Source organism: Actinoplanes auranticolor (assembly GCF_018332655.1).
In the GTDB taxonomy this organism is placed as follows: domain Bacteria; phylum Actinomycetota; class Actinomycetes; order Mycobacteriales; family Micromonosporaceae; genus Actinoplanes; species Actinoplanes auranticolor.
In genome coordinates this window covers 40854-62458 of record NZ_BOQL01000072.1, presented here as the reverse complement: position 1 = coordinate 62458, position 21605 = coordinate 40854, and the positions used below count along the sequence as shown (strand labels likewise).

14 protein-coding genes are annotated in these 21605 nt (G+C 72.4%); 7 read left to right on the top strand and 7 right to left on the bottom strand.

The window, feature by feature from the left end:
• The first annotated feature begins 30 nt into the window (after window positions 1-30).
• Window positions 31-1299: a CE1 family esterase gene (locus Aau02nite_RS39485; RefSeq protein WP_212993771.1), complete on the top strand. Its 1269-nt coding sequence runs from the start codon at window positions 31-33 to the stop codon at window positions 1297-1299.
• A 38-nt stretch (window positions 1300-1337) separates the two neighbouring features.
• Here the strand turns inward: Aau02nite_RS39485 and Aau02nite_RS39480 are convergent, their stop codons facing one another.
• The 4 genes from Aau02nite_RS39480 to Aau02nite_RS39465 all read right to left on the bottom strand — a co-directional run bounded on the left by Aau02nite_RS39480 (window position 1338) and on the right by Aau02nite_RS39465 (window position 6163).
• The gene (locus Aau02nite_RS39480; protein WP_212993770.1) at window positions 1338-2198 is read right to left on the bottom strand and encodes a carbohydrate ABC transporter permease; all 861 of its coding nucleotides are present in this window, start codon (window positions 2196-2198) and stop codon (window positions 1338-1340) included.
• Complete coding sequence (locus tag Aau02nite_RS39475; protein ID WP_212993769.1) at window positions 2195-3163, bottom strand: carbohydrate ABC transporter permease; 969 nt, start codon at window positions 3161-3163, stop codon at window positions 2195-2197. Before Aau02nite_RS39475 ends, Aau02nite_RS39480 begins: the two co-directional genes overlap by 4 nt.
• Before the next feature lie 6 nt (window positions 3164-3169).
• Window positions 3170-4465, bottom strand: a complete 1296-nt coding sequence (locus Aau02nite_RS39470) for an extracellular solute-binding protein (protein WP_246595792.1) — start codon at window positions 4463-4465, stop codon at window positions 3170-3172.
• A 459-nt stretch (window positions 4466-4924) separates the two neighbouring features.
• Window positions 4925-6163 (bottom strand): alpha/beta fold hydrolase, encoded by a 1239-nt coding sequence (locus Aau02nite_RS39465; protein WP_212993768.1) that lies wholly within the window; start codon window positions 6161-6163, stop codon window positions 4925-4927.
• 193 nt (window positions 6164-6356) lie between these two features.
• On the opposite strand from Aau02nite_RS39465, the gene Aau02nite_RS39460 reads away from it, so the two are divergent.
• The 4 genes from Aau02nite_RS39460 to Aau02nite_RS39445 all read left to right on the top strand — a co-directional run bounded on the left by Aau02nite_RS39460 (window position 6357) and on the right by Aau02nite_RS39445 (window position 10247).
• Window positions 6357-7478: a glycoside hydrolase family 12 protein gene (locus Aau02nite_RS39460; RefSeq protein ID WP_212993767.1), complete on the top strand. Its 1122-nt coding sequence runs from the start codon at window positions 6357-6359 to the stop codon at window positions 7476-7478.
• A 55-nt stretch (window positions 7479-7533) separates the two neighbouring features.
• Window positions 7534-7992 carry a hypothetical protein gene (locus tag Aau02nite_RS39455; RefSeq protein WP_212993766.1) on the top strand — a complete coding sequence of 153 codons (459 nt, stop codon included), beginning with the start codon at window positions 7534-7536 and terminating at the stop codon, window positions 7990-7992.
• A gap of 84 nt (window positions 7993-8076) precedes the next feature.
• The gene (locus Aau02nite_RS39450; RefSeq protein ID WP_212993811.1) at window positions 8077-9288 is read left to right on the top strand and encodes an acyl-CoA dehydrogenase family protein; all 1212 of its coding nucleotides are present in this window, start codon (window positions 8077-8079) and stop codon (window positions 9286-9288) included.
• Between the two features lie 329 nt (window positions 9289-9617).
• Window positions 9618-10247 (top strand): TetR/AcrR family transcriptional regulator, encoded by a 630-nt coding sequence (locus tag Aau02nite_RS39445; protein ID WP_212993765.1) that lies wholly within the window; start codon window positions 9618-9620, stop codon window positions 10245-10247.
• A gap of 14 nt (window positions 10248-10261) precedes the next feature.
• Here Aau02nite_RS39445 and Aau02nite_RS39440 read toward each other — a convergent pair whose 3' ends face one another.
• Window positions 10262-10858 (bottom strand): TetR/AcrR family transcriptional regulator, encoded by a 597-nt coding sequence (locus Aau02nite_RS39440; RefSeq protein WP_212993764.1) that lies wholly within the window; start codon window positions 10856-10858, stop codon window positions 10262-10264.
• Between the two features lie 139 nt (window positions 10859-10997).
• Between Aau02nite_RS39440 and Aau02nite_RS39435 the strand changes: the two genes are divergently transcribed.
• Window positions 10998-11555, top strand: a complete 558-nt coding sequence (locus Aau02nite_RS39435; protein WP_212993810.1) for a hypothetical protein — start codon at window positions 10998-11000, stop codon at window positions 11553-11555.
• A 1-nt stretch (window position 11556) separates the two neighbouring features.
• The gene (locus tag Aau02nite_RS39430; RefSeq protein ID WP_212993763.1) at window positions 11557-12999 is read left to right on the top strand and encodes a dihydrolipoyl dehydrogenase family protein; all 1443 of its coding nucleotides are present in this window, start codon (window positions 11557-11559) and stop codon (window positions 12997-12999) included.
• A gap of 1 nt (window position 13000) precedes the next feature.
• Here Aau02nite_RS39430 and Aau02nite_RS39425 read toward each other — a convergent pair whose 3' ends face one another.
• The gene (locus Aau02nite_RS39425; RefSeq protein WP_212993762.1) at window positions 13001-13852 is read right to left on the bottom strand and encodes a chorismate transformation FkbO/Hyg5 family protein; all 852 of its coding nucleotides are present in this window, start codon (window positions 13850-13852) and stop codon (window positions 13001-13003) included.
• A 77-nt stretch (window positions 13853-13929) separates the two neighbouring features.
• Window positions 13930-21507, bottom strand: a complete 7578-nt coding sequence (locus tag Aau02nite_RS39420) for a type I polyketide synthase (RefSeq protein WP_212993761.1) — start codon at window positions 21505-21507, stop codon at window positions 13930-13932.
• Between the last annotated feature and the right edge of the window lie 98 nt (window positions 21508-21605).

Here is a 21605-nt window from a genome sequence, read left to right as displayed (position 1 = left end):
TCCGAGCACAACAGTCAAGAGGAGACTGCGATGACAGAAAGACCATGGCGCCGCTACCTGGGAGCGGCTGTCGCCGCCGGGACGATGCTGGTCGCCGCCGGGGTCGTGGGGCTGACCGGGGGAACCGCGTCGGCGGCCACCGCGGGATGCGGCAAGACGCCGACCCTGCGCGACGGGACCTACACCGTCCAGAGCGGCGGCCAGAACCGCTCGTACATCCTGCGGCTGCCGGCCAACTACTCCAGCAGCCGGGCGTACCGGCTCGTCGTCGGGCTGCACTGGCTCAACGGCAGCGCCAACGACGTGGTCGGCAACGGCTTCTACGGCCTGCAGCAGCGCGCCGAGAACAGCGCCATCTTCGTGGCGCCGCAGGGCCTCGACGCGGGGTGGGCCAACACCGGCGGCCGCGACGTCACCCTGGTCGACGACATCCTGCGCGTGGTCGAGAACGATCTGTGCGTCGACCCGGCCCAGCGGTTCGCGCTGGGCTTCAGCTACGGCGGCGCGATGAGCTACGCGCTGGCCTGCGCCCGGCCCACCGTCTTCCGGGCGGTCGCGCCGATCGCCGGCGCCCAGCTCAGCGGATGCGCCGGGGGCACCCAGCCGGTCGCCTACTTCGGGATCCACGGCACCCGGGACAGTGTCCTGAACATCTCGCAGGGCCGGTCGATCCGCGACACGTTCGTCCGCGCCAACGGCTGCACCGCGCAGAACCCACCGGAGCCGGCACAGAACAGCGGCACCCACATCACGACCGCGTACTCGGGCTGCCGGGCCGGATACCCGGTCCAGTGGGCCGCGCACGACGGTGACCACGTCCCGCTGCCGACCGACCGCAACGCCTCGACGTCCTGGGTCTCCGCCGAGGTGTGGCGGTTCTTCACCCAGTTCGGCAGCACCACCCCGCCGTCGAGCCCGACGCCCGGACCCTCGACACCCGGTCCTACGACGCCCGGACCGACCACCCCGGCGCCCGAGACCGGCGCCTGCCGGGCCACTGCCACCATCAACGCCTGGAACAACGGGCTGACGAGCAACATCACCGTCACGAACACCGGCAGCGCCGCCATCAACGGCTGGGCCCTGGCCTTCACCCTGCCGGCGGGACAGAGCATCACCGGCGGCTGGAACGCCACCTACTCGCCCACGTCCGGACGGGTCACGGCGACCAACGTCGGCTACAACGCCAACCTGGCCCCCGGAGCGTCGGTCAGCTTCGGGTTCCAGGCCACCCACAACGGCAACAGCGGAGCCCCGAGCACGTACGCGCTCAACGGCTCCGCCTGCACCACCGCCTGACGGGGAGCTGAGGTCCAGGGCGACCTGGACCTCAGCCCCTACTTACCGATCCCGCTCGTGAGGCCACTGATGAGTTGCCGCTCGGCGAACGCGTAGCACACCAGCGACGGCAGCATCGCCAGCGTCACGTAGGCGAGGATCCGTGCGGTGTCCGCCGAGTACTGCGACTGGAACTGCTGGACGCCCAGCGGCAGCGTCCACCAGCGCGAGTCGTTGAAGACGATCAGCGGCAGCAGGAAGTTGTTCCAGCTGCCGACCACCGCGAGCACGGAGACGGTGCCCAGGGCCGGCCGGGACATCGGCAGCAGGATGCGCCAGAAGAACCGGAACGGGCCACAGCCGTCGAGCACCGCCGACTCCTCGACCTCCGCCGGGATGGTGCGGAAGAAACTGCGCAGGATGACGATGGTGATCGGCAGGCCGAACGCCGCCTGGGGCAGGATGACGCCGAGCGGGTTGTTCAGCAGGTTCATCTCCCGCAGCAGGACGAACAGCGGCAGGATCGCCACGGCGAACGGGAACATCAGCCCGATGACGAACAGCATGAACATCACCTCCCGGCCCGGGAAGGCGTACCGGGCGAAGATGTACGCGGCCATCGCGCCGACCAGCACCACCAGCACCGTGCTGGCGATGGCGACGGTGACACTGTTGGTCGCCTGCATCCAGAACGCGCTCGACGACACGGCGTCGAGATAGTTGCCGGGCACCCACGGCTCCGGCAGGCCGAACGGGTTGGCGAACAGCTGGCCGTTGTCCTTGAAGCCGCCCAGGACACCGAAGATGATCGGCACCATCACCACCGCGCCCACGATGATGCTGACGACATGCAGCACGCCCGAGCGGACGGCACGACGGGGGTTGCGGGGCCTCCGCCCGGTGGCGGTGGTCGTGGTCATCGCTGGTCTCCGATCGTGGTGATCGCGCCCTCGAGGTCACGGCGCAGGACGAAGCGCTGGTACAGCAGCCCGAAGGTGAGGCTGATCAGGAAGATCGCCATGCTGATGGCGCTGGCGTAGCCGACGTGGTACCGCTTGAAGCCCTCCTGGAACATCGTCACCGCGAGGGTCTCCGAGGACCGGATCGGGCCGCCGCCGGTCAGCACCCAGACCATGTCGAACAGCTGGATCGTGCCGAGGATCGACAGGAACACGCTGATCCGGATGGTGGGACCCAGCAGCGGCAGGGTGATGCGCCGGAACGCCTGCCAGGGCCCGGCGCCGTCGATGGCCGCGGCGTCGTGCAGCTCCTGCGGGATCCCCTGGCGGCCGGCCAGGTAGAGGATCGTGTGGAAGCCGAAGTACTTCCACGAGATCACCAGGAACAGCGAGTACATCACGGTGTCGGGGTCGGCCAGCCAGGTGGCGCCCAGGTCACCGAGCCCGATCAGCTTGGTGATGTGGTTGGCCAGGCCCTGGTTGGGCGAGAAGATCATCGTGAACAGGACCGCGGTGACGACCTCGGACAACACGTACGGGGTGAAGAACAGCATCCGGTAGGCGCGCCGGCCCCGCAGCGGCTGGTTGAGCAGCATGGCCAGGGCCAGCGAGAACGGCAGCTGGATACCGAGGGAGAGCACCACCAGCAGCAGCGCCCGGCGCAGGTCGCCCGCGAAGACCTCGTCGGTCAGCAGCCGGCGGAAGTTCTCCAGGCCGACGAAGTTGCTGGGCGCCCCGAAACCGTTCCAGTCGAAGAAGCTGCCGTACGCGGCGATCGCGATCGGGGCGAGCACGAGCACCGCGAACAGCACCAGTGCGGGGCTCAGGAACAGCGCCACGGTGGCCCAGGGTCGCCGCCGCCGGGGAACGGGCCCGGCCGGCGGCTGCGGCGGAGCCGGCGCGGGCCGGCGTTCGTCGGTGAGCACCGCCGCTCAGCCCTGTTTCGCCGCGGTGCTGACGGCCTTGACCACCTGTTCCGGGGAGGACTTGCCGGCCAGCAGCTCGGCCACGCTGTCGTTGACCTGCTGGCCCACGGCCGGGGCGTAGGCCTGGTCCAGGTACAGCTGGAAACCGGTCGAGCGGGACAGCGTGTCCCCGACCAGCTTGAGGTTGGGATCGGTGACCGCGTCCCCGGCCGCCTTGACGACCGGCAGCACGCCGGCTGTCTTCGCCTCGATGCGCGCGTTCTCCGGCTGGGCGATGAACTTGAGGAACTCCACCGCTTCCGGCGGCGCGTCCTTGCCGACGGCGTAGCCGCCACCGCCGCCGAAGACGTCGGTGATCTTTCCCTTGCCGCCGTCGACCGCCGGGAAGGCGAAGAAGCCGAGGCGGTCGCCGAGGCCCTTCTTGCCGGCCGAGTTGTCGCGCTGGACCATGGGGGCCCACTGGCCCATGAGTTCCATGGCCGCCTTGCCGTTGCCGACCGTCGCGGCCTGCCCGTCCGCGGTGGCGTAACCCGCGGCCAGGTAACCGGTCTGGAAGGGTTGCAGCGCCACGAGTTCGGCCAGGCGCGCGCCCGCCGCGACGAAGTCGGGCTTGTTGAAGTCCTTGTCCACGGCGGCCTGCCGCAGAGCTTCCAGGCCACCGATCCGCATGGCCAGGTACGCCCAGTAGTAGTGGCCGGGCCACTTCTCCTTGCCGGCCAGGGCGATCGGCGTGACGGACGTGGCCTTGAGCTTGCGGACGGCCTCGAGGTAGTCCGCCCAGCTGGCCGGTGGCTCGCTCACGCCGGCCCGCTCGAAGAGCTCCTTGTTGTACCAGAAGCCGACCATGCCGGTGTCCACCGCGGACGCGTACGTCTTGCCCTCGATCGTGTACGCGTCCAGCGCGTTCGGGATCAGCGTGTCCCGCCACGTGCCGATCTCCGCGGAGATGTCCTTGACCATTCCCGCGTCGGCCTGCTGGGCGAGCACGCCGCCGCCCCAGGTGTGGAAGATGTCCGGCGGGTCACCGGCCTGGACGACGGTGGTCAGCTTGGTCTTGAAGGCTTCGTTCTCCAGCGGGGTGATCTCGAACTTGACCCCGGGGTGGGTGGCCTCGAACTGGCGGGCCATCTTGGCCCACTCCGACATCATCGGATCGGTGTTGGCGATGTGCCACCACCGGATCTTCTTGCTCGAGCCGGAGCCTCCCTCGTCGCCGCTGCATCCCGCCAGGACGGCGCCGGCCGAGGCCGCGGCGGCCAGGCCGAGGACGGATCTGCGGCTGAACCGCACCGAATCTCTCACGGTCAACTCCCCCTTCGGCGCCGTTGCCGGCGCACGGTGAACCGGCGGCCGGCCCGGCCAGCCGCGAAAGTTTCATACATTGATCGATATAAATCGGAAACTTATGCGGCACGTTACGAGTTCATATCCAGCCGGTCAAGAGCAGTTCCGCACCACGTTCGCGCCGACCGGCGGGCACCTCTCCGGCGTTTGCGATGCGTAATAACCGGCCTATCACCGAAACTTTCGACACTCGGTTGACCTGCTCAAAGGCCGCACCTCGGAGCCGCGCCCGGCGCTGCGCACATGCCGCGCGCCGTAAGCGGACTTGTGCGAATGACGCAATTCTCCGGCCGGAAGAATTCTTCGAATACGCGTTATGCCGAACCGGCGCGCTAAGTCGCAAGATCGCAAAGCATCTCCCCCGGACGCGCCGAGGGCGGCTCACCGGATCGGTGGCCGCCCTCGAGGTTGCGGGTGTCAGCGGTGCGCCTTGAGCCAGCCGCGGATCTCGGTCACGACCTGCTGGTCCGGCTCGCCGAACTGCGGGAGGAACTTCGGCGTGATGTTCATGGTGTGCGCCATACCCGGGTAGATGACGATCTTGTGGTCCTTGTTGCCGGCCGCGGCGACCGCGGCGTCGGCGACCAGGGCGGCGCGGGCCGGGGTCTGCAGATCGTTCTCGCCGTTGAGCATCAGCGTCGGGCCGTCGAACCCGGGCAGGGCCTGGGCCACCGTCGGGAAGCGGGCGATGTCGGTGAGGTAGTCGACGATCGGCTGGTCCAGACCGGGGACGTTCGGGTAGGCGTCGATGCCGGTGGACTTGCGCAGCACCGGGCCGGCCTCGGCGTCGATCGCCACCTGGCCGTCACGGTCGGTGTCGGTGCCGGCCGCCACCTTGTCCCCGTCGAGCAGGACCGGGCGGAACTGGTCGGCGACCTCCTTGGGCTGCGTGGTCAGGCCGTTGACCGCCTCGGTGGCCGTCAGCCGGCCGTCGGCGTCCACATCGAACTCGTCGTGCAGCTGCAGCAGCAGCCGGCCGTAGATCTGCAGGGTCAGCAGCTGCTTGATGTCCAGGCCGACGACGCCCATCTGGATCACGCCGGCCGGCTTCGGGATGCCGTACTTCTTCGGCTCGGCGGCCAGGTTGGCGGCCACGTTGGTCCCCTCACTGTGCCCGAGCAGGAAGATCCTGGACGGGTCGACCTTGGGCGACGCGGCGGCGAAACGGATCGCCGCGGACGCGTCGCGCTGGATCCGGTCGTACGGGTTCTTCGGGTTCAGCTGCGCGGGGTCGGTGCTCTCCACCGGGCCGATGTCCGTCACACCGCGCTTGTTGAAGCGCAGCGTCGCGAAGCCCTCGCGGCTCGCGGCCTGGGCGAGCGGGACGAACGTGGAGCCCTTGCCCTCCGGCATGGTCTGGTTCATGTCGTTGTGCCCGCTGCCGTGCAGCATCACGACCACCGGGAGCCGCCCCTTGGCGTTGCTCGGGTAGGTGAGCTCACCCTTGGTGACCCAGCCCTGGCCGAAGTCGATCTGCACCGCTTCCCGGGTGACGCCGCGCCAGCCGGACTGCTTCGTCGTCGTGACGGCTTGCGCGGAGTCACCGGTCAGCACACTCGGCGCCACTCCCGCCTCGGCGACACCCACACCCGCGGCCAGCACCGCGGCGGTACCGAGAGCGACCGTCACATTGCGGAACTTCTTCGTCGTCTTCATAGCACCAACGCTATTTTTCGGCGCCGCCGGCAACGATCCCAACAGCTACCCATCCTTGGTACCGCTAGCGGTACCAAGCCCCACGGTCCTACCATCACCTCGACACCGCATAGACAGTTGTCGACGTCTTGGGCCACCGTCGAAGCGCTTCGATAACTGCGGCGGTCCCCCTCCCCGTCAAGATGGGAAGCACATGAGCAGGCGTCACTTCGCGCTCTCCGTAGCCGCGGCGGCCGTGACCACAGCAGCGGGCGTCCTCACCGCCCTCCCCGCGTCCGCCGCCGCCGGCTGCAGCGTCGCCTACACGGTGAGCAGCTCCTGGCAGGGTGGCTTCGGCGCCGACGTCACGATCACCAACCTGGGCGACGCCCTCACCTCGTGGTCGCTGGTCTGGTCCTACCCGGCTGGTCAGACCGTCACCCAGGCGTGGAACACGACGCTGACCCAGAGCGGCTCCACGGTCACCGCCCGGAATGCCGGCTACAACGGCCCGGTGGCCACCAACGGCACCGTGTCGTTCGGCTTCAACGCCTCGTCGACCGGCAGCAACCCGGCCCCCACCGCCTTCACGCTGAACGGCACCGCGTGCACCGGCGGGGTGGCCCCGACCACCGGCCCGACGACCCCCACCCCGCCGCCGACGACACCCCCGCCGGTCACCGGCGTGCCGGCCGACGCGGCCTGGTCCGGCTCCGGCCAGTGGGACAACTGGACCACCAACGGCTACACGATCTACAACAACATCTGGGGATCGGGCGCCGGCACCCAGACCACCTGGGCCCGGTCCACGAGCAACTGGGGCGTGCTGGCCAACCACCCCCGCACCAGCGGCATCAAGTCCTACCCGAACGTCAGCTACCCGCTCAACCGCCGGCTGAGCTCGCTGCGCACGCTCACCAGCTCGTACAACGTGACGGTGCCGGCCGGCGGGGACTACGTGAGCTCCTACGACATCTGGGCGGACAACAACGCGTACGAGATCATGATCTGGACCAACAAGCAGGGCGCGGTGGGCCCGATCGCGGAGAAGTACGACGCGAACGGGGCCGTCCCGACCGCCGCCAACGTCACCGTCGGCGGCGCCACCTGGAACATCTACCGCGGTTCCAACGGCGCCAACGCGGTCTTCTCGTTCGTCCGCACGTCCAACAGCAACGCCGGCACGCTCAACGTGCTCGCGATGCTGAACTGGCTGCGCACCAACAACTGGTGGGGCGACGTCACCCTGGGCCAGTTCCAGTTCGGCTACGAGATCTCCGGCACGACCGGTCAGTCCGCGTTCACCACCAACAGCTACAACCTCATCTTCAGCTGATCACGCCGGGCGACGGGCCCGCCCATGACTGGAAGCCGGCGATTACGCTGCAGGCATGCTGATTGCGGAACGGATGGGCATGTGGCGGGGCCGCTACCGGCTGGTCGCGGACGGACAGCCCGTGGCCGAGTGGGACCCGTCGTGGTGGCGCACCGGCGGCGACTTCGAGGTGGACGGCCACCACTACCAGGTGCGGGCGAACGGCTGGGGCAGCAAGTACCGCATGGTCGACGAGCACGGGGCCGAGGTGGCGCTGGTCGAGCGGGCCGGCCGCAAGCACTGGACCGTGCAGGCCGGCGGGCGCACGTACGAGTTCCGCCGCGAGTCGATGTGGGGCAACCGGCAGGCGCTGTGGGCCGACGGGGTCAAGGTGGGCTCGATGCGCCGTACCAGTGCCTGGTCGGGTGCCGTCGAGGCGGACCTGCCGGGCATGCCGCTGCCGGTCCAGATCTGTGTGCTCGGCGTCCAGATCGCCCGGTGGCAGGCGGAGCAGTCCGCCGCGGCCGGCGCCTGACGCCGGGCCGTCTTGCCCGCCCAGTGACGGGTCCGTTACGTTACCGGCCAGTCGATTCCGTTGACGACCGGAGGCCTGGCTGCCGTGGAGTTCTGGCTCGATCTGAACGAGGAGCAGCGTGATCTGCGGGAGTGGGTGCACGGCTTCGCCGAAGGGGTCGTCCGCCCGGCCGCCGCCGAGTGGGACGAGCGTGAGCAGACACCCTGGCCGGTGATCCAGGAGGCGGCCAAAATCGGCCTCTACGGATTCGAATTCCTGGCCAACACGTGGTCCGACCCGACCGGGCTGTCGCTGCCGCTGGCCAACGAGGAACTGTTCTGGGGCGACGGCGGGATCGCCATGGCGATCTCCGGCACCTCGCTCGCGGTCGCCGCGATCTACGGCTCCGGCACACCCGAGCAGCTCGTCGAGTGGGTCCCGCAGTGCTTCGGCGACGCCGCCGACCCGAAGGTCGGCGCGTTCTGCACCACCGAGCCCGAAGCCGGCTCGGACGTCGCCGCGATACGCACCCGAGCCGTCTACGACCAAACCAAGGACCAGTGGGTCCTCAACGGACAGAAGGCATACGCCACCAACGGCGGCATCGCCAACATCCACGTGGTCACCGCCTCCGTCGACCCGGAGCTCGGCTCACGCGGCCAGGCCGCGTTCATCGTCCCGCCCGGCACGCCCGGCTTGGTCGGGACGAAGAAACTCAAGAAGCTCGGCCTGCGGGCCTCGCACACCGCGGACATCTTTCTGGACGACGTCCGGGTGCCCGGCAGCTGCCTGCTCGGCGGCAAGGAGGCCCTCGACGAGCGCCTGGCCCGCGCCCGCTCCGGACAACGGGCCAGCAAACAGGCCGCCATGCGCACGTTCGAGCTGTCCCGCCCAGCGGTCGGCGCCCAGGCGATCGGCATCGCCCGCGCCGCCTACGAGTACGCGCTCGGCTACGCCAAGGACCGCGTGCAGTTCGGCCGGCCGATCATCGAGAACCAGGCCATCGCGTTCGCCCTGGCCGACATGCGCACCGAGATCGACGCCGCCCGGCTGCTGGTCTGGCGGGCCGCCTGGATGGGCCGCAACAACCGGCCGTTCACCGCCGGAGAGGGCTCGATGTCCAAGCTGAAGGCCGGCGAGGTGGCCGTCGCCACGACCGAGAAGGCGGTGCAGATCCTCGGCGGCGCCGGCTACCTACGCGACCACCCGGTCGAACGGATGTACCGCGACGCCAAGATCTACACCATCTTCGAAGGCACCTCCGAGATCCAACGACTGGTCATCGCCCGCGCCATCTCCGGGATGCCGATCCGCTGACCCGGCCGGGCCTCAGGAGGCCGGGTGGTCGTCCGCGCCGACCAGCAGGCTCGTGACGACTGTGCTGCCGTCGCCGAAGGCCACCTCGTGGCGGCCCGCACCCAGGGCGACCACGCCACCGACCCGGCGGCCCCACTGGACGCTGCCGGCCGGAAGGGAGTCGAGCAGAATCCGGCGCAGGTCGCCGCGGAGGATCTCGGGGCGCGCGCCGGTGCCGTCATCGGGCAGGTCGGCCAGGACGGTCCCGTCCCGGTCGAGGAACCGGCTTGCCTGCCGGCCGGGCAGGACGTGGCTGCGAACTCCTCGAGAACGTCGAGGAGTCGCAGTCCATGCCGAACCGTGGAGACCGTGGCGGGTCCAGGACCCGGGCGCACATCGCCGAGGTCGCGACCGGGCTGTTCCTGGACCGGGGCTTCGACGACGTCACGATCGCCGAGGTCGCCGCCGCGGCCGGGGTGTCCAAGGTGACCGTGTTCTCGCACTTCGACCGCAAAGAGGACCTGCTGCTCGACCGGCTTCCCGACGTGGTCGAGATAGCGCGGGCCGCCGTGCGCGAGCGGGCGGACGACATCAGCCCGGTCGCCGCGCTCCGTCAGACCCTGCTCACCCTGGCCGAGGAACGGCACGGGCTGTCCGGCCTGGCGGAGGGGACCGAACCCTTCCTGCGGATCGCCCTGCAGGCTCCGACGGTGATCGCCCGGCTGCGCGTGTTCGAGCACGAGATCGAGGCGGCGCTGAGCGAGGAGCTCGTCTCCGACCCCCGCTTCTCCGGCGACAGCGCGCTGCTCGCCGCGCTCGTGGTCGCCGCGTACCGCATCGTCGCGACCGCGACCGTCCGGCGCCGGCTCGCCGGCGACGATCTCGCCGCCGTCACCGCGGACCATCGGCTGCGGCTGAAGCGCGCATTCGACGCGGTCGAGTACGGCACCTCAGCCCCGCCGCGGCCGCCGGCCGGGTAGGCCGGCCCCGGCGATCAGGCCGGGCGGCGGGCGGCGGGCGTCCGGACGAGGCCGTCGACGCCGCGCAGGAAGGTGTCGCAGATCAGGGTCGGGTCGAAGAGGCAGCCGGCCGCCATGGCGCCGTCGCGGAGCATGACGAAGTGCTGGGCGGCAGCCTCCGCCGAGGTCTCGTCGATGCGCGCCATCAGAGTGGTGATCGTGTCGAGGAACCATTGCCGGTGCGCGATGACCACCCGGTGGACCGGATGCCCGGGGTTGGGATACTCGGCCACCGCGTTCAGGAAGGCGCATCCGCGGAAGCCGGCGGACCGGATGCCCTCGACGATCGACGCGGCGACGGCGCGGACGGTGTCAGCCGGCGGCCCGCCGGCGGCGACGGCCACCTCGACCTGGCCGCGGATGGCCTGGTCGGCCCCTTGGAGATAGGCCAGGACGAGATCCTCCTTGCCCGGGAAGTGCCGGTAGAAGGTGGCCCGGGTGACCTTGGCCTCGGCGAGGATGCGGTCGACCCCGACCGAGTGGATGCCCTCGGCGTAGAAGATCCGGGACGCCGTGGTGAGCAGCCGGAGGCGGGCCTCGGAGGGCCGGGTGTCGGTTGCGCTGCTGGCCATGCCGCGATTCTAGCGACAGAACGTTCGGTCTCGCGGCCGCGATGGCACCGAGTGAGATAGAACGTTCTGTCTTGACAAGGAGGCGCGACACCACCCACTCTCGGTCGAGACAGAACGTTCGTTCTACTATGAGATCGTGATGACCACTCTTGCCGCCCCCGGCATCTCGACGACGGCAGCCGCCCTGCGTCGGCTGTACTTCGCCCGCTTCGCGTTCGCCGTCGTCTGGGCCCTCGTGATGTTCACGACCGCCGATCACCTCGGTCCGCTCGCCGCCACGCTGCTGGTGCTCTACCCGCTGGTCGACGTGGCCGCCGCCGTCGTCGACGCCCGGGCCACGCGAGCCACCGGATCCCCCGCCCTGCTGTACGCCAACATCGCGGTCAGCCTGATCGCCGCGGCCGGGCTGGTCGTGGCCGGCGCGTCCGGCATCCCGGCGGTGCTGCGCGTGTGGGGTGCCAGGGCGATCGTGGCCGGGCTGATCCAGCTGGTCGTGGGCATCACCCGGCGCGGGATGGGCGGTCAGTGGCCGATGATCATCAGCGGTGGCATCTCCGTGCTCGCCGGTGGGGCGTTCATCACGGGAGCCTCCGCGGACAACCCCACGCTGACCAACGCGATCGGCTACGCCATCCCCGGGGCGATCTTCTTCCTCATCTCGGCCATCCGTCTCGGCCGCGCGGCGAAGGGCAACTGACATGGCGAACGCGACGTACGACGTCGTCGTCATCGGCGCCGGGCCGGTCGGGGAGAACGTCGCCGACCGGGTCGTGCGGGGCGGCCTGACCGCCGCTGTCGTCGAGCGGGAGCTGGTCGGTGGGGAGTGCTCCTACTGGGCCTGCATGCCGACGAAGGCGTTGCTGCGCAGCGCGACCGCGCTGCGGGCGGCTCGTCAGGTGCCCGGCGCCCGGGAGGCGGTGACCGGCGAGCTGGACGTGGCAGCCGTGCTGCGGCGGCGGGACTCCTTCGCCTCCGACTGGACGGACGACGGTCAGGTCTCGTGGCTCGCCTCGGCGGGGATCACGTTGTACCGGGGGCAGGGCCGCGTCGGCGCCGACCGGCTCGTCGAGGTGACCCGCGCGGACGGCGCCACGATCTCCCTCACGGCACGGCATGCGGTCGTCGTCGCGACCGGGAGCAGCGCCCTGGTCCCGGACATCGCCGGGCTGCGCGAGGCGGTCCCGTGGACCGGCCGGGAGGCTGCCGCGGCGAGCGAGGTTCCGGGCCGGCTCGCGATCATCGGTGGCGGCGTGGTGGCGGCGGAGATGGCGACCGCTTACGCGGGCCTGGGATCGGCGGTGACGGTGCTGGCCCGTGACGGTGTGCTGCCGCAGGCGGAGCCGTTCGCCGGTGCACTCGTCACGGAGTCGTTGCGGGCGGCCGGGGTGTCGGTACGCCCCGGCGTCGAGGCGGCATCGGTGACCCGCGCCGGCGACGGCACCGTGCACCTGACGCTCACCGACGGCGGGACGGTCGAGGCCGACGAGCTCCTGGTCGCCGTCGGCCGTACGCCGAACACCCAGGACATCGGCCTCGACACGATCGGCCTGAAACCCGGCGCCTGGCTCACGGTCGACGACACGTTGCGCGTCGTCGGCGAGGGCGGTACGCCGGTCGGCGACGGATGGCTGTACGCCGCCGGCGACGTCAACCGGCGCGCGCTGCTCACCCACCAGGGCAAGTACCAGGCGCGGGCCGCGGGCGACGTCATCGTGGCGCGCGCGAAGGGTGCGGCGGTCGACGACGGCCGGTGGGGGCGGCACGTTGCCACGGCCGACGAGCGGGCCGTACCGCAGGTGGTCTTCACCGACCCCGAGGTCGCCTCGGTCGGGCTGACCGCGGCGGCCGCCGAGGCCGCCGGGCTGCGGATCCGCGTCGTCGACCAGGACCTGGCCGCCGTCACCGGATCGGCCCTGCACGCCGACGGTTACACCGGCCACGCCCGGATGGTCGTCGACGAGGACCGGCGGGTGCTCGTCGGCTGCACGCTGGCCGGCCCGGACGTCGCGGAACTGCTGCACGCCGCGACGATCGCCGTCGTCGGTGAGGTTCCGCTGGACCGGCTGTGGCACGCCGTTCCCGCGTTCCCCACCGTGAGCGAGGTCTGGCTGCGGCTGCTGGAGGCGTACGGCCGTTCATAACTCAGGCGCGGCCGGGCGCGATGCCCTCGATCTCCACGAGCAGGTCGGAGCGGCACAGGTCGGTGACGAAACAGGCGATCGGTTCCCGGAAGACCGCCGCGCACCGGCTGCGGACCTCGTCGAGATCGGCGGCGTGCCGGACGTACACCTTGACCGCCCGCAACGCGCTCAGGTCCGGGGCCAGCACCGCCAGATTGGCCAGGGTGGTCCGCAGCTGCGCGGTCGGGTCCCGCGCGTGCCGGGTCCGGTGGCCCAGGATGCTGGCCGTCCCGGAGATGAGGAGCGGGCCACCGGGCAGGCGGCTGGCGCGGGCGAAACTCGGTGGTCGGGGCCCGTACCGGTCCGGGTAGCGGTAGGCCGGCAGCTGCCGGGGATTCTCGACGGCGGTGTGCCCGGGTTCGCGCCGGGCCAGCAGGTAGAAGCCGATGCCGGGCGAGTGCGCGCCCACCCCGGTCGCGGCGGGCACCATGCCGGTGGGCGGCGGTACGGTCTCGAACGCCTCGGCCCGCCCACGGCAGAAGTCGCGGTAGATCTCAAGCCCCTCGGCGTTGCTGCCGTTGATGTCACCGATGAAGTTCCAGATCCGGAACACGTGCGGGTAGCCGAGGTCGGCGAGCGTCCCGAAGGCCCGCAGGTACGCCCGGCGGACCCCGGGCGCGTACCGGGGCGACGGTGGGACCCGGCCGGCGAGGAACGCATAGTCGCCGTCATGGCCGTAGGTCAGGTCGGCGGTGCCACCGGTGGTCACCGGCCGGCCCGTGGTCCACACCTCGGTGACCGGCGAGCCCAGGGCGACGTCCAGCGACGGCGTCCCGGCGCCGACCACGGGCGCCCCGGCGGCGGCGTATCCCACGGCTCCCAGCGGATGTGCCACCGCCGAGGGGTCACCGAAGACACACGTCAGTTCGTCCGGTGTCGTGAGCGTCGCTGTCACTTCGCCGCCAGGGCGTGCAGCCACTCGCGCATGGCGGAGGCGGTGGACCGGGCATCCTGGCTGAGCGTGGTGAAGTGATCGCCCGGGATGTCCACCGCTTCGTGCGGCAGCGGCCAGCGGGGGCGCCAGTCGCCGCCGGGGTCGGCGGCGAGCATCTCCCGGGTCGGTGCCGCCCGCAGCAGCAGTGTCGGTACGGCCGCCGGCCCGGGCTGCCAGGCGTCCAGCAGCCGCACGTAGGCGCCACCGGCGAGCAACATGGCATCGGACACCAGGCCGTCGAACATCTCCGCCGGACGGTGACTGTCCACTGTCGCCAGCGCCAGGGCCCGCTTGTCGTCCCATCCCGCGTCGCTGTGGTGCGAGTCGATGAGGATCAGTCCCGCGGGCGGATTGCCGGTCGCGGTGAGCCGTTCGCTCACCGCGTGCGCGATCCAGCCGCTGGTGCAGTAGCCCACCATCACCAGGGACCGGTCCCCGGCCAGGTCGCGAACGGTGTCGGCGTGCAGGTCGACGAGCGTGGCGACGGTGTCCGGGACCTCGCGGCGCTCGCCGAAGCCGGGGTTGGTGAGCAGCCGCAGGTCGTACTCGCCCGCCAGCTCCCGGCCCAGGTCGACCGGGGCCGGGTCGAGCAGGGTGAGGAAGTCGGGGATGAACGCCAGCACCGGGCGGGCGGCGTCACCCCGGGCGAGGGTCTGTGGCGGGACCGCGTGCCGGTCCCGCTCGTCGGTGCCGAAGGCCGGCAGCCCGTACGAGGCGAGATAGCGCAACGCCATCGCCTCGCGGGCGCCCTTCTCCCGGGCGACCCGGTGGTAGATCGCGGTGAATCGTTCCGTCCGGTCCGCACGCACGTCGCGCACCGCGGCCGGCGCAGGCGAGCCGGGCAGTTCTCCGGCGAGGGCGGCGTACACGTGCGCCGTCAGCTCGGCGAGCGTCGGATGATCCAGGGCCACCGTCGCTTCCAGCCGGACCCCGCTGCTCGCCCCGAGGCGGTTGCGGAGCTGGACCGCTGCCAGCGAGTCGAACCCCAGGTCGGTGAAGGGCCGGTCCACGGCCAGGGCCGTACCGTCCGGGAAGCCCAGCACCGCCGCGACCTCGGCCTGGACGAGGTTCTGCAGCGCCGGCCGGCGCTCCGCGGCCGGCAACGCGGCGAGGTGCGCACGCCACCCGCCGGGCTCGGCACCGCCGGCGCGGGCGCGAGGCGCGGACGCGGGCGCGAGGCCGGCGAGGACCGGTGGGACGCCGTCGCCGGCCAGGGCCCGGGTGTCGACGACGATCGGCACCAGCACCGGCTCGGCGGTACGCAACGCGCGGTCCAGCAGCGCCGTACCCTCGGTCGGCGTGATCGCCCGGATCCCGCCCCCGGTGAGATGCTGCCGGGACGCCACCCGCTGCGGCATCCCGCCGTCGGCGGTGTCCCACAGACCCCAGGCCAGCGATTGTGCGGGTAGACCACGCGCGGCCCGCAGGCCGGCCAGCGCGTCGAGGAACGAGTTCGCCGCCGCGTAGTTGGCCTGGCCGGGCCGGCCCAGAACACCGGAGGCTGAGGAGTACAGCACGAATGCGGCGAGATCGAGACCCTCGGTGGCCTCGTGCAGATACCAGGCGGCGTCGGCCTTGGCGGCGATGACGCGGGACATCCGCTCGGGTGTCATCGCGGTCAGCACCCCGTCGTCGAGGACACCGGCCAGGTGGAACACGGCGGTCAGGCTCGGCCGGCAGGAGGCCACCAGATCCGCCACGGCGGACCGGTCGCTGACGTCGCAGGCCGTGACCGTGACCCGCGCGGGCACATCCGCGGCCCAGGCCGGTACGGTGCCGCGCCGCCCGGCCAGCAGGAGGTGCCGGACCCCGTACTCGGCGACGAGGTGGCGGGCCAGGATCTCGCCGAGGGCGCCGGTGCCGCCGGTGATCAGCACAGTACGGCCGGGGTCGAGCACCGGCGGGGCCTCGTCGGCGGGTCCCGACGGCACCAGCCGGGGCGCGAGGACCGTGCCGGCGCGTACCGCGAGCCGGGGCTCGGCGAGGGCCGCCGCCCGGCTGAGCGCGGTCTCCGAGGCGTCCGCGCCGCACAGGTCGACCGCGGCGAACCGGCCGGGATGCTCGGACCGGGCACTGCCGAGGAGTCCCCACACCGCGGCGGCAGCCGGATCCGGCCCGGCCCCGGTGGCCCGCTCGGTCACCACCACCAGGCGCTCCGGCCGGTCGGCGGCGACCCATTCCCGCAGCCGGGCGAGCGTGGCATCGAGCAGGATCCGGGTGCGTGCCGGGACGTCGGCGTCGGCGGGTGCCCCGGGACGGAAGATCTCGTACGGGCCGTCGTGGCCCGCGTCCGGCGCCGCGACCCAGTCCAGGCGGTGCAGCCCCCGGGCCACGTTCCAGCCGGCGAGTTCCCTGGTCGTCAGCGAGTCGATCGTCAGCACGGGCCGGCCCGCCCGGTCGGTGACGCTGACCCGTACCTCGTCGGGGCTCACTCTGGTGATCGTCACGCGTGCTGTGGCGGCTCCCGGGGAGTGCAGTTCGACACCGCGCAGGGCGTGCGGCACCCGCATCGTGTCCGGCGGCTGGGCCAGCAGGCCGGCGTGCAGTGCTGCGTCGAGCAGCGCCGGATGCAGACCGTAGCGGCCGGCTCCGACGGCCTCGCCCGCGGGCAGATCCAGATCCGCGTAGATCTCGTCACCGTGGTGCCACACCGCGGTGACGGCCCGGAACGCCCCGCCGTAGTGGAATCCCGCGGCTTCGAGCCCTTCGTAGTCGACGGCGACGGGCTGCGAGCCCGGTGGCGGCCAGCTGGCCATCGGCGCGGGCGCCGCACCGGCCGGATCGGTGAGCACGGCGGTGGCGTGGCTGGTCCACGGTTGCGCCGAGTCCTGCGGGCGCGACCAGATGGTCAGCGGACGGTCGCCGGCACCGGTCCCGTCCACGACCACTTGGAGGTCGACGGGTCCGGTCAGGACCAGGGGTGCGCTGATCGTGAGCTCGGCCAGCCGTCCGGTCCCGCCGGCCGCCTGGAACGCGCACTCGATCAGGGCGGCGGCCGGCACCACCACGTCGTCGCCGATCACATGCCCGGCGAGCCAGGGCTGCCGGGTGGTGGACAGGACGCCCGAATGCCGTACCTGGGGCCCGTCGGCCGCGGGTTGCGCGACCCCGAGCAGCGGGTGCGGGCTGCCCGGGCCGGCCGTGGTGGCCTCGATCCAGTAGCGCTGCCGCTGGAAGGGGTACGTGGGCAGTGCGCACCGGCGGGCGCCGCTGTCCGCGTAGACGGCTCGCCAGTCCACGGCCACACCGTGTACGTGCAGGTCGGCCAGCACATCGAGAAGGGCGGCCGTCCCGGAGCGGACGCCCGGCGTGAAGACGGCGTCCGAGTCCGCTGCCACGCACCGCTCGGCCAGGACACTGAGCACGGCGCCCGGTCCGACCTCGACGAAGGCGGTCGTGCCGGCCCGGTCCAGCCAGTCCACCGCGTCGGCATAGCGGACGGTGTCGCGGGCGTGCCGCACCCAGTAGCCGGCGGTCGCCATGGCATCTGGCTCCGGCTGTCCGGTCAGGCCGGACACCACCGGCACCGCCGGCGGGTGGTAGGTCACCGACTCGGCCACGGCCCGGAAGCCGGCCAGCATCGGGTCGAGCAGCGGTGAATGGAAGGCGTGACTGACGGTCAACCGCTGAGCGGGCCGTCCCAGCCGCGTCACGAGCTCCTGCACCGCTTCCTCGGTGCCGGAGACGACGACGGACCGCGGGCCGTTGACCGCGGCCAGGGCGATCGGCCCGGTGCTGTCGGCGAGGAGCTTCTCCACCTCGTCCGCGGACGCCGGGACGCCGGCCATCGCGCCGCCCGGGGGCAGCGCCGCCATCAGCCGTCCCCGCGCGGCCACCAGCCGGACGGCGTCGCTCAGCGAGAGCACCCCGGCCACGTGCGCCGCGACCAGCTCACCGACGGAATGGCCGGCCAGGTGGGCCGGCCGTACCCCGCAGGACTCGTAGAGGGCGTGCAGCGCCACCTCGAAGGCGAACAGCGCCGCCTGGGCGTAGTCCGTGCGGTGCAGCTGGCGGTCGTCCGCGTCGTCGATCACCTCGCGCAGCGGCCGGTCGAGGTACGGCGTGAAGGCGGCGCACACCGCCGCATGGGCGCGCGCGAACGGCGGGAAGGCGGCCGCCAGTTCCCGGCCCATGCCGGACCGTTGCGCGCCCTGCCCGGTGAACAGGAACGCCACCTGCGGTTCGCGCCGGGCGGTCGCCTGCCGGACGCCGGCCCGGGGTACGCCCAGCGCCAGGTCCCGCAAGGCACCGAGGTCGCCGCCCCGCACCGCCGCCCGGATTCCCAGCGCCGCCCGGCCGGTGGCCAGCGAGTACGCGACGTCGGCCGGCGGCGCTGCGGGCACGGCATCGGCGAGCCGCCCGGCGTACGCGCGCAGCCCGGCCTCGTCCGCCGCACTGAGCAGCCAGGGGGCCTGGTCGAAGTCCGGGCTCCGCACGGGCTCCGGACCGGCCGGCGGCTCCTCGATGATCACGTGCGCGTTGGTGCCGCCGATGCCGAACGACGAGACCGCCGCCCGCCGGGGACGGGCACCGGCCGGCCAGGGCTGGGCGGTGTCCAGCAGCCGCACCGCGCCCGCGGACCAGTCGACGTGCGGCGACGGGTCGCCGGCGTAGAGCGAGCGGGGCAGCTCCTGGTGCCGCATCGCCTCGATCACCTTGATCACGCCGGCGATGCCGGCCGCCGCCTGGGTGTGCCCGAGGTTGGACTTCACCGACCCCAGCCAGACGGGCCGGTCCCGGTCCTGCCCGTACGTGGCCAGGACCGCGGTCGCCTCGATCGGGTCGCCGAGCCGGGTGGCCGTGCCGTGTCCCTCCACCACGTCGATGTCGGCTCCGCGCAGGCCGGCGTCGGCGAGCGCGAGCCGGATGAGGTCCCGCTGCGCTTCGCCGTTGGGCGCGGTGAGCCCGTTGGAGGCGCCGTCGGAGTTGACCGCGGATCCGCGCAGGACGGCCAGGACCGGGTGGCCGTTGCGCCGGGCGTCGTCCAGGCGCTCCAGCAGCACGAGGCCGGCCCCCTCGGCCCACGCGGTGCCGTCGGCGCCGGCCGAGAAGGACCGGCACCGGCCGTCCGGGGAGAGTCCGCGCTGCCGGCTGAACGCGAGGAAGGGCCCCGGCGTCGACATCACCGTGACCCCGCCGGCGATGGCCAGCGAGCACTCCCCCGCGCGCAGCGACCGGGCGGCGAGGTCCATGGCGACCAGCGACGACGAACAGGCCGTGTCGATGGTCAGCGCCGGGCCGCGCAGGCCCAGCACGTACGCGATGCGGCCGGAGGCCAGGCTGCCCGCCGACCCGACGCCCAGGTGGGATTCCAGCTCGTGGGTGGACAGCCGGCTGGCGTAGTCGCTGTGCATGAGCCCGACGAACACGCCGGTGTCGCTGTCCCGCAGCTCGGGCGCGGGTATGCCGGCGCGTTCGAACACCTCCCAGGCGACCTCCAGCAGCAGGCGCTGCTGGGGGTCCGTGGCGAGCGCCTCCCGCGGGGAGATGCCGAAGAACGCCGGATCGAAGTCGGCCGCTTCGTGCAGGAATCCGCCGCGCCGGGTGTAGGACGTGCCGATCCGGTCCGGATCGGTGTCGTAGAGCGCCTCGACGTCCCAGCCGCGGTCGGACGGGAACTCGCTGGTGGCGTCCACCCCCTCGGCGACGACCCGCCAGAGGTCCTCCGGTGAGCTCACCCCGCCGGGATAGCGGCAGCCGACCGCGACGATCGCGACCGGGTCGGTCCCGGCTCCGGGCCGCTCGGTCACGGCGGTACGCGCACCGCCGGGCAGCCGGCTCTCCAGGTACGCGACCAGCGCCGCGGGGCTCGGGTGGTCCCACATGACGGTGGCCGGCAGCCGCAGGCCGGTCCGCAGGCTGAGCCGGTGCCACACCGTCATCGCCGCCATCGAGGTCACCCCGAGGTCGGCGAACGCCGTGGTCAGCGACTCGACCGGTCCACAGACCGCCGACAGCTCGGCCCGGACCAGCTCGGTGAGGGCACTGCGGCGGGCACCGGCGGGCAGCCCGGAGAACCGGGTGGTGTCCGCCGTCGGCGCGACCGCCAGCGACTCCCGGAGGAGGGCGTGGCGCGGCTTGCCGGACCGGGTGCGCGGGATCACCGGCGCGAAGATGACCTCCTCCGGCACTTTGTGCGCGGACAGCACCTGCGCGCAGGCCCGCAGCAGCCCGGCCTCGTCGACCGTCTCGTCCGTGCGCACGACGAAGGCCACCGGGACCTCGCCGAGCAGCGGGTGGGCCCGGGCGACGACGGCCGCCTCCCGGACGCCGGCGAGGCCCTCGAGGACCCGCTCGATCTCGGCGGGGTCCACGTTGGTGCCGCCGCGGATGATGCGGTCGCTGACCCGTCCGACGACGCTCAGGTGCCCGGCCTCGTCGAGCTCGCCCAGGTCACCGGTGCGGTACCAGCCCTGCTGCAACGCCCGCGCGGTCGCCGCCGGCTTCCGGTGGTAACCCAGCATGAGGTTGGGCCCGCGCACCCAGATCTCTCCCCGGGCGCCCGGCTCCGCCGCAGTCGCGGTGGCGGGATCGACCAGGCGCACCTCGACGCCGGGAGCGGGCGGCCCGCTCGTACCGCGGCGCCGGGGCGCTCCGGCCGGCTCCACGGCGATCATGCCGCAGGTCTCGGTGCTGCCGTAACAGTCGAGCAGCGGGGCCCCGAGCAGCGCCTCGACGGACGTGCGCAGCGCCGGGTCGCTGGCCGCGCCGGCCACCAGCGCGATCCGCAGCGACGCCGTGACCGGCCGGCCGGCGTCGAGAAGCCGGCGGTAGGTGGCCGGCACGCCGGCGAGGACGGTCGGCGCCTCGTCCGCGATGAGCCGGAGGACCGTCGCCGGGTCGGGCTCGCTCACGATGCGGGCGCTCGCCCCGGCCGCCGTCACACCGAGCACGCAGAGCGAATGGGCGAAGCTGTGCGCCATGGGCAGCGGCCACAGCAGGTGGTCGTCCGAGGTCAGTCCGAGCAGGGGGCCGTAGCACGTGACGGCCGACCACAGTGCGGCCCGCTGAGTCGAGATCGCGCCCTTGGGGACCCCGCCGGTGCCCGAGGTGTAGAGCATGAAGGCGGGCTCGTCCAGGCCGAGGTCGTCCGGCGGCGGGGCGGTCGCGCCGTCCTGGAGCCCGTCGTGGTGGACCACCACCCGTACCCCGGCCGCTGCGGTCACCTGAGCGAGATGAGCCTCGTCGGTCACCAGCACGGCCGGCTCGCAGTCGGCGATCAGGGCGGCCAGCTCGGCACCGGTGGCGTACGGGCTGAGCGGGACACCGACGGCGCCGGCCCGGACCGCCGCCAGGAGCACCTCGACCAGGTCCACCCCGTTGCCGAGGCAGAAGGCGACCCGGTCGCCCCGTTCCACCCCCAGCGCACCGGCGAGCCGCGCGGTACGCCGTTCGAGTTCACTCCAGGTCACCCGCCGGACGTCGTCGGCGAAGGCTGTCCGGTCACCGAGCCGCCGGGCGTTCGCCTGCAGCAGTTGCGGTACCGAGCGCATCGGCTCCGGCCGGTCGGGTGCGTGCCGCTCGTGATCGGACATGGAGGAGATCGTGGCAGTCCCGGGCCACCGCCACGTCCGCTGTGGATCTTCACGGCCCGGAAATCCGGGGATCAGAGCACTTCGGGCACCAAGCCGCC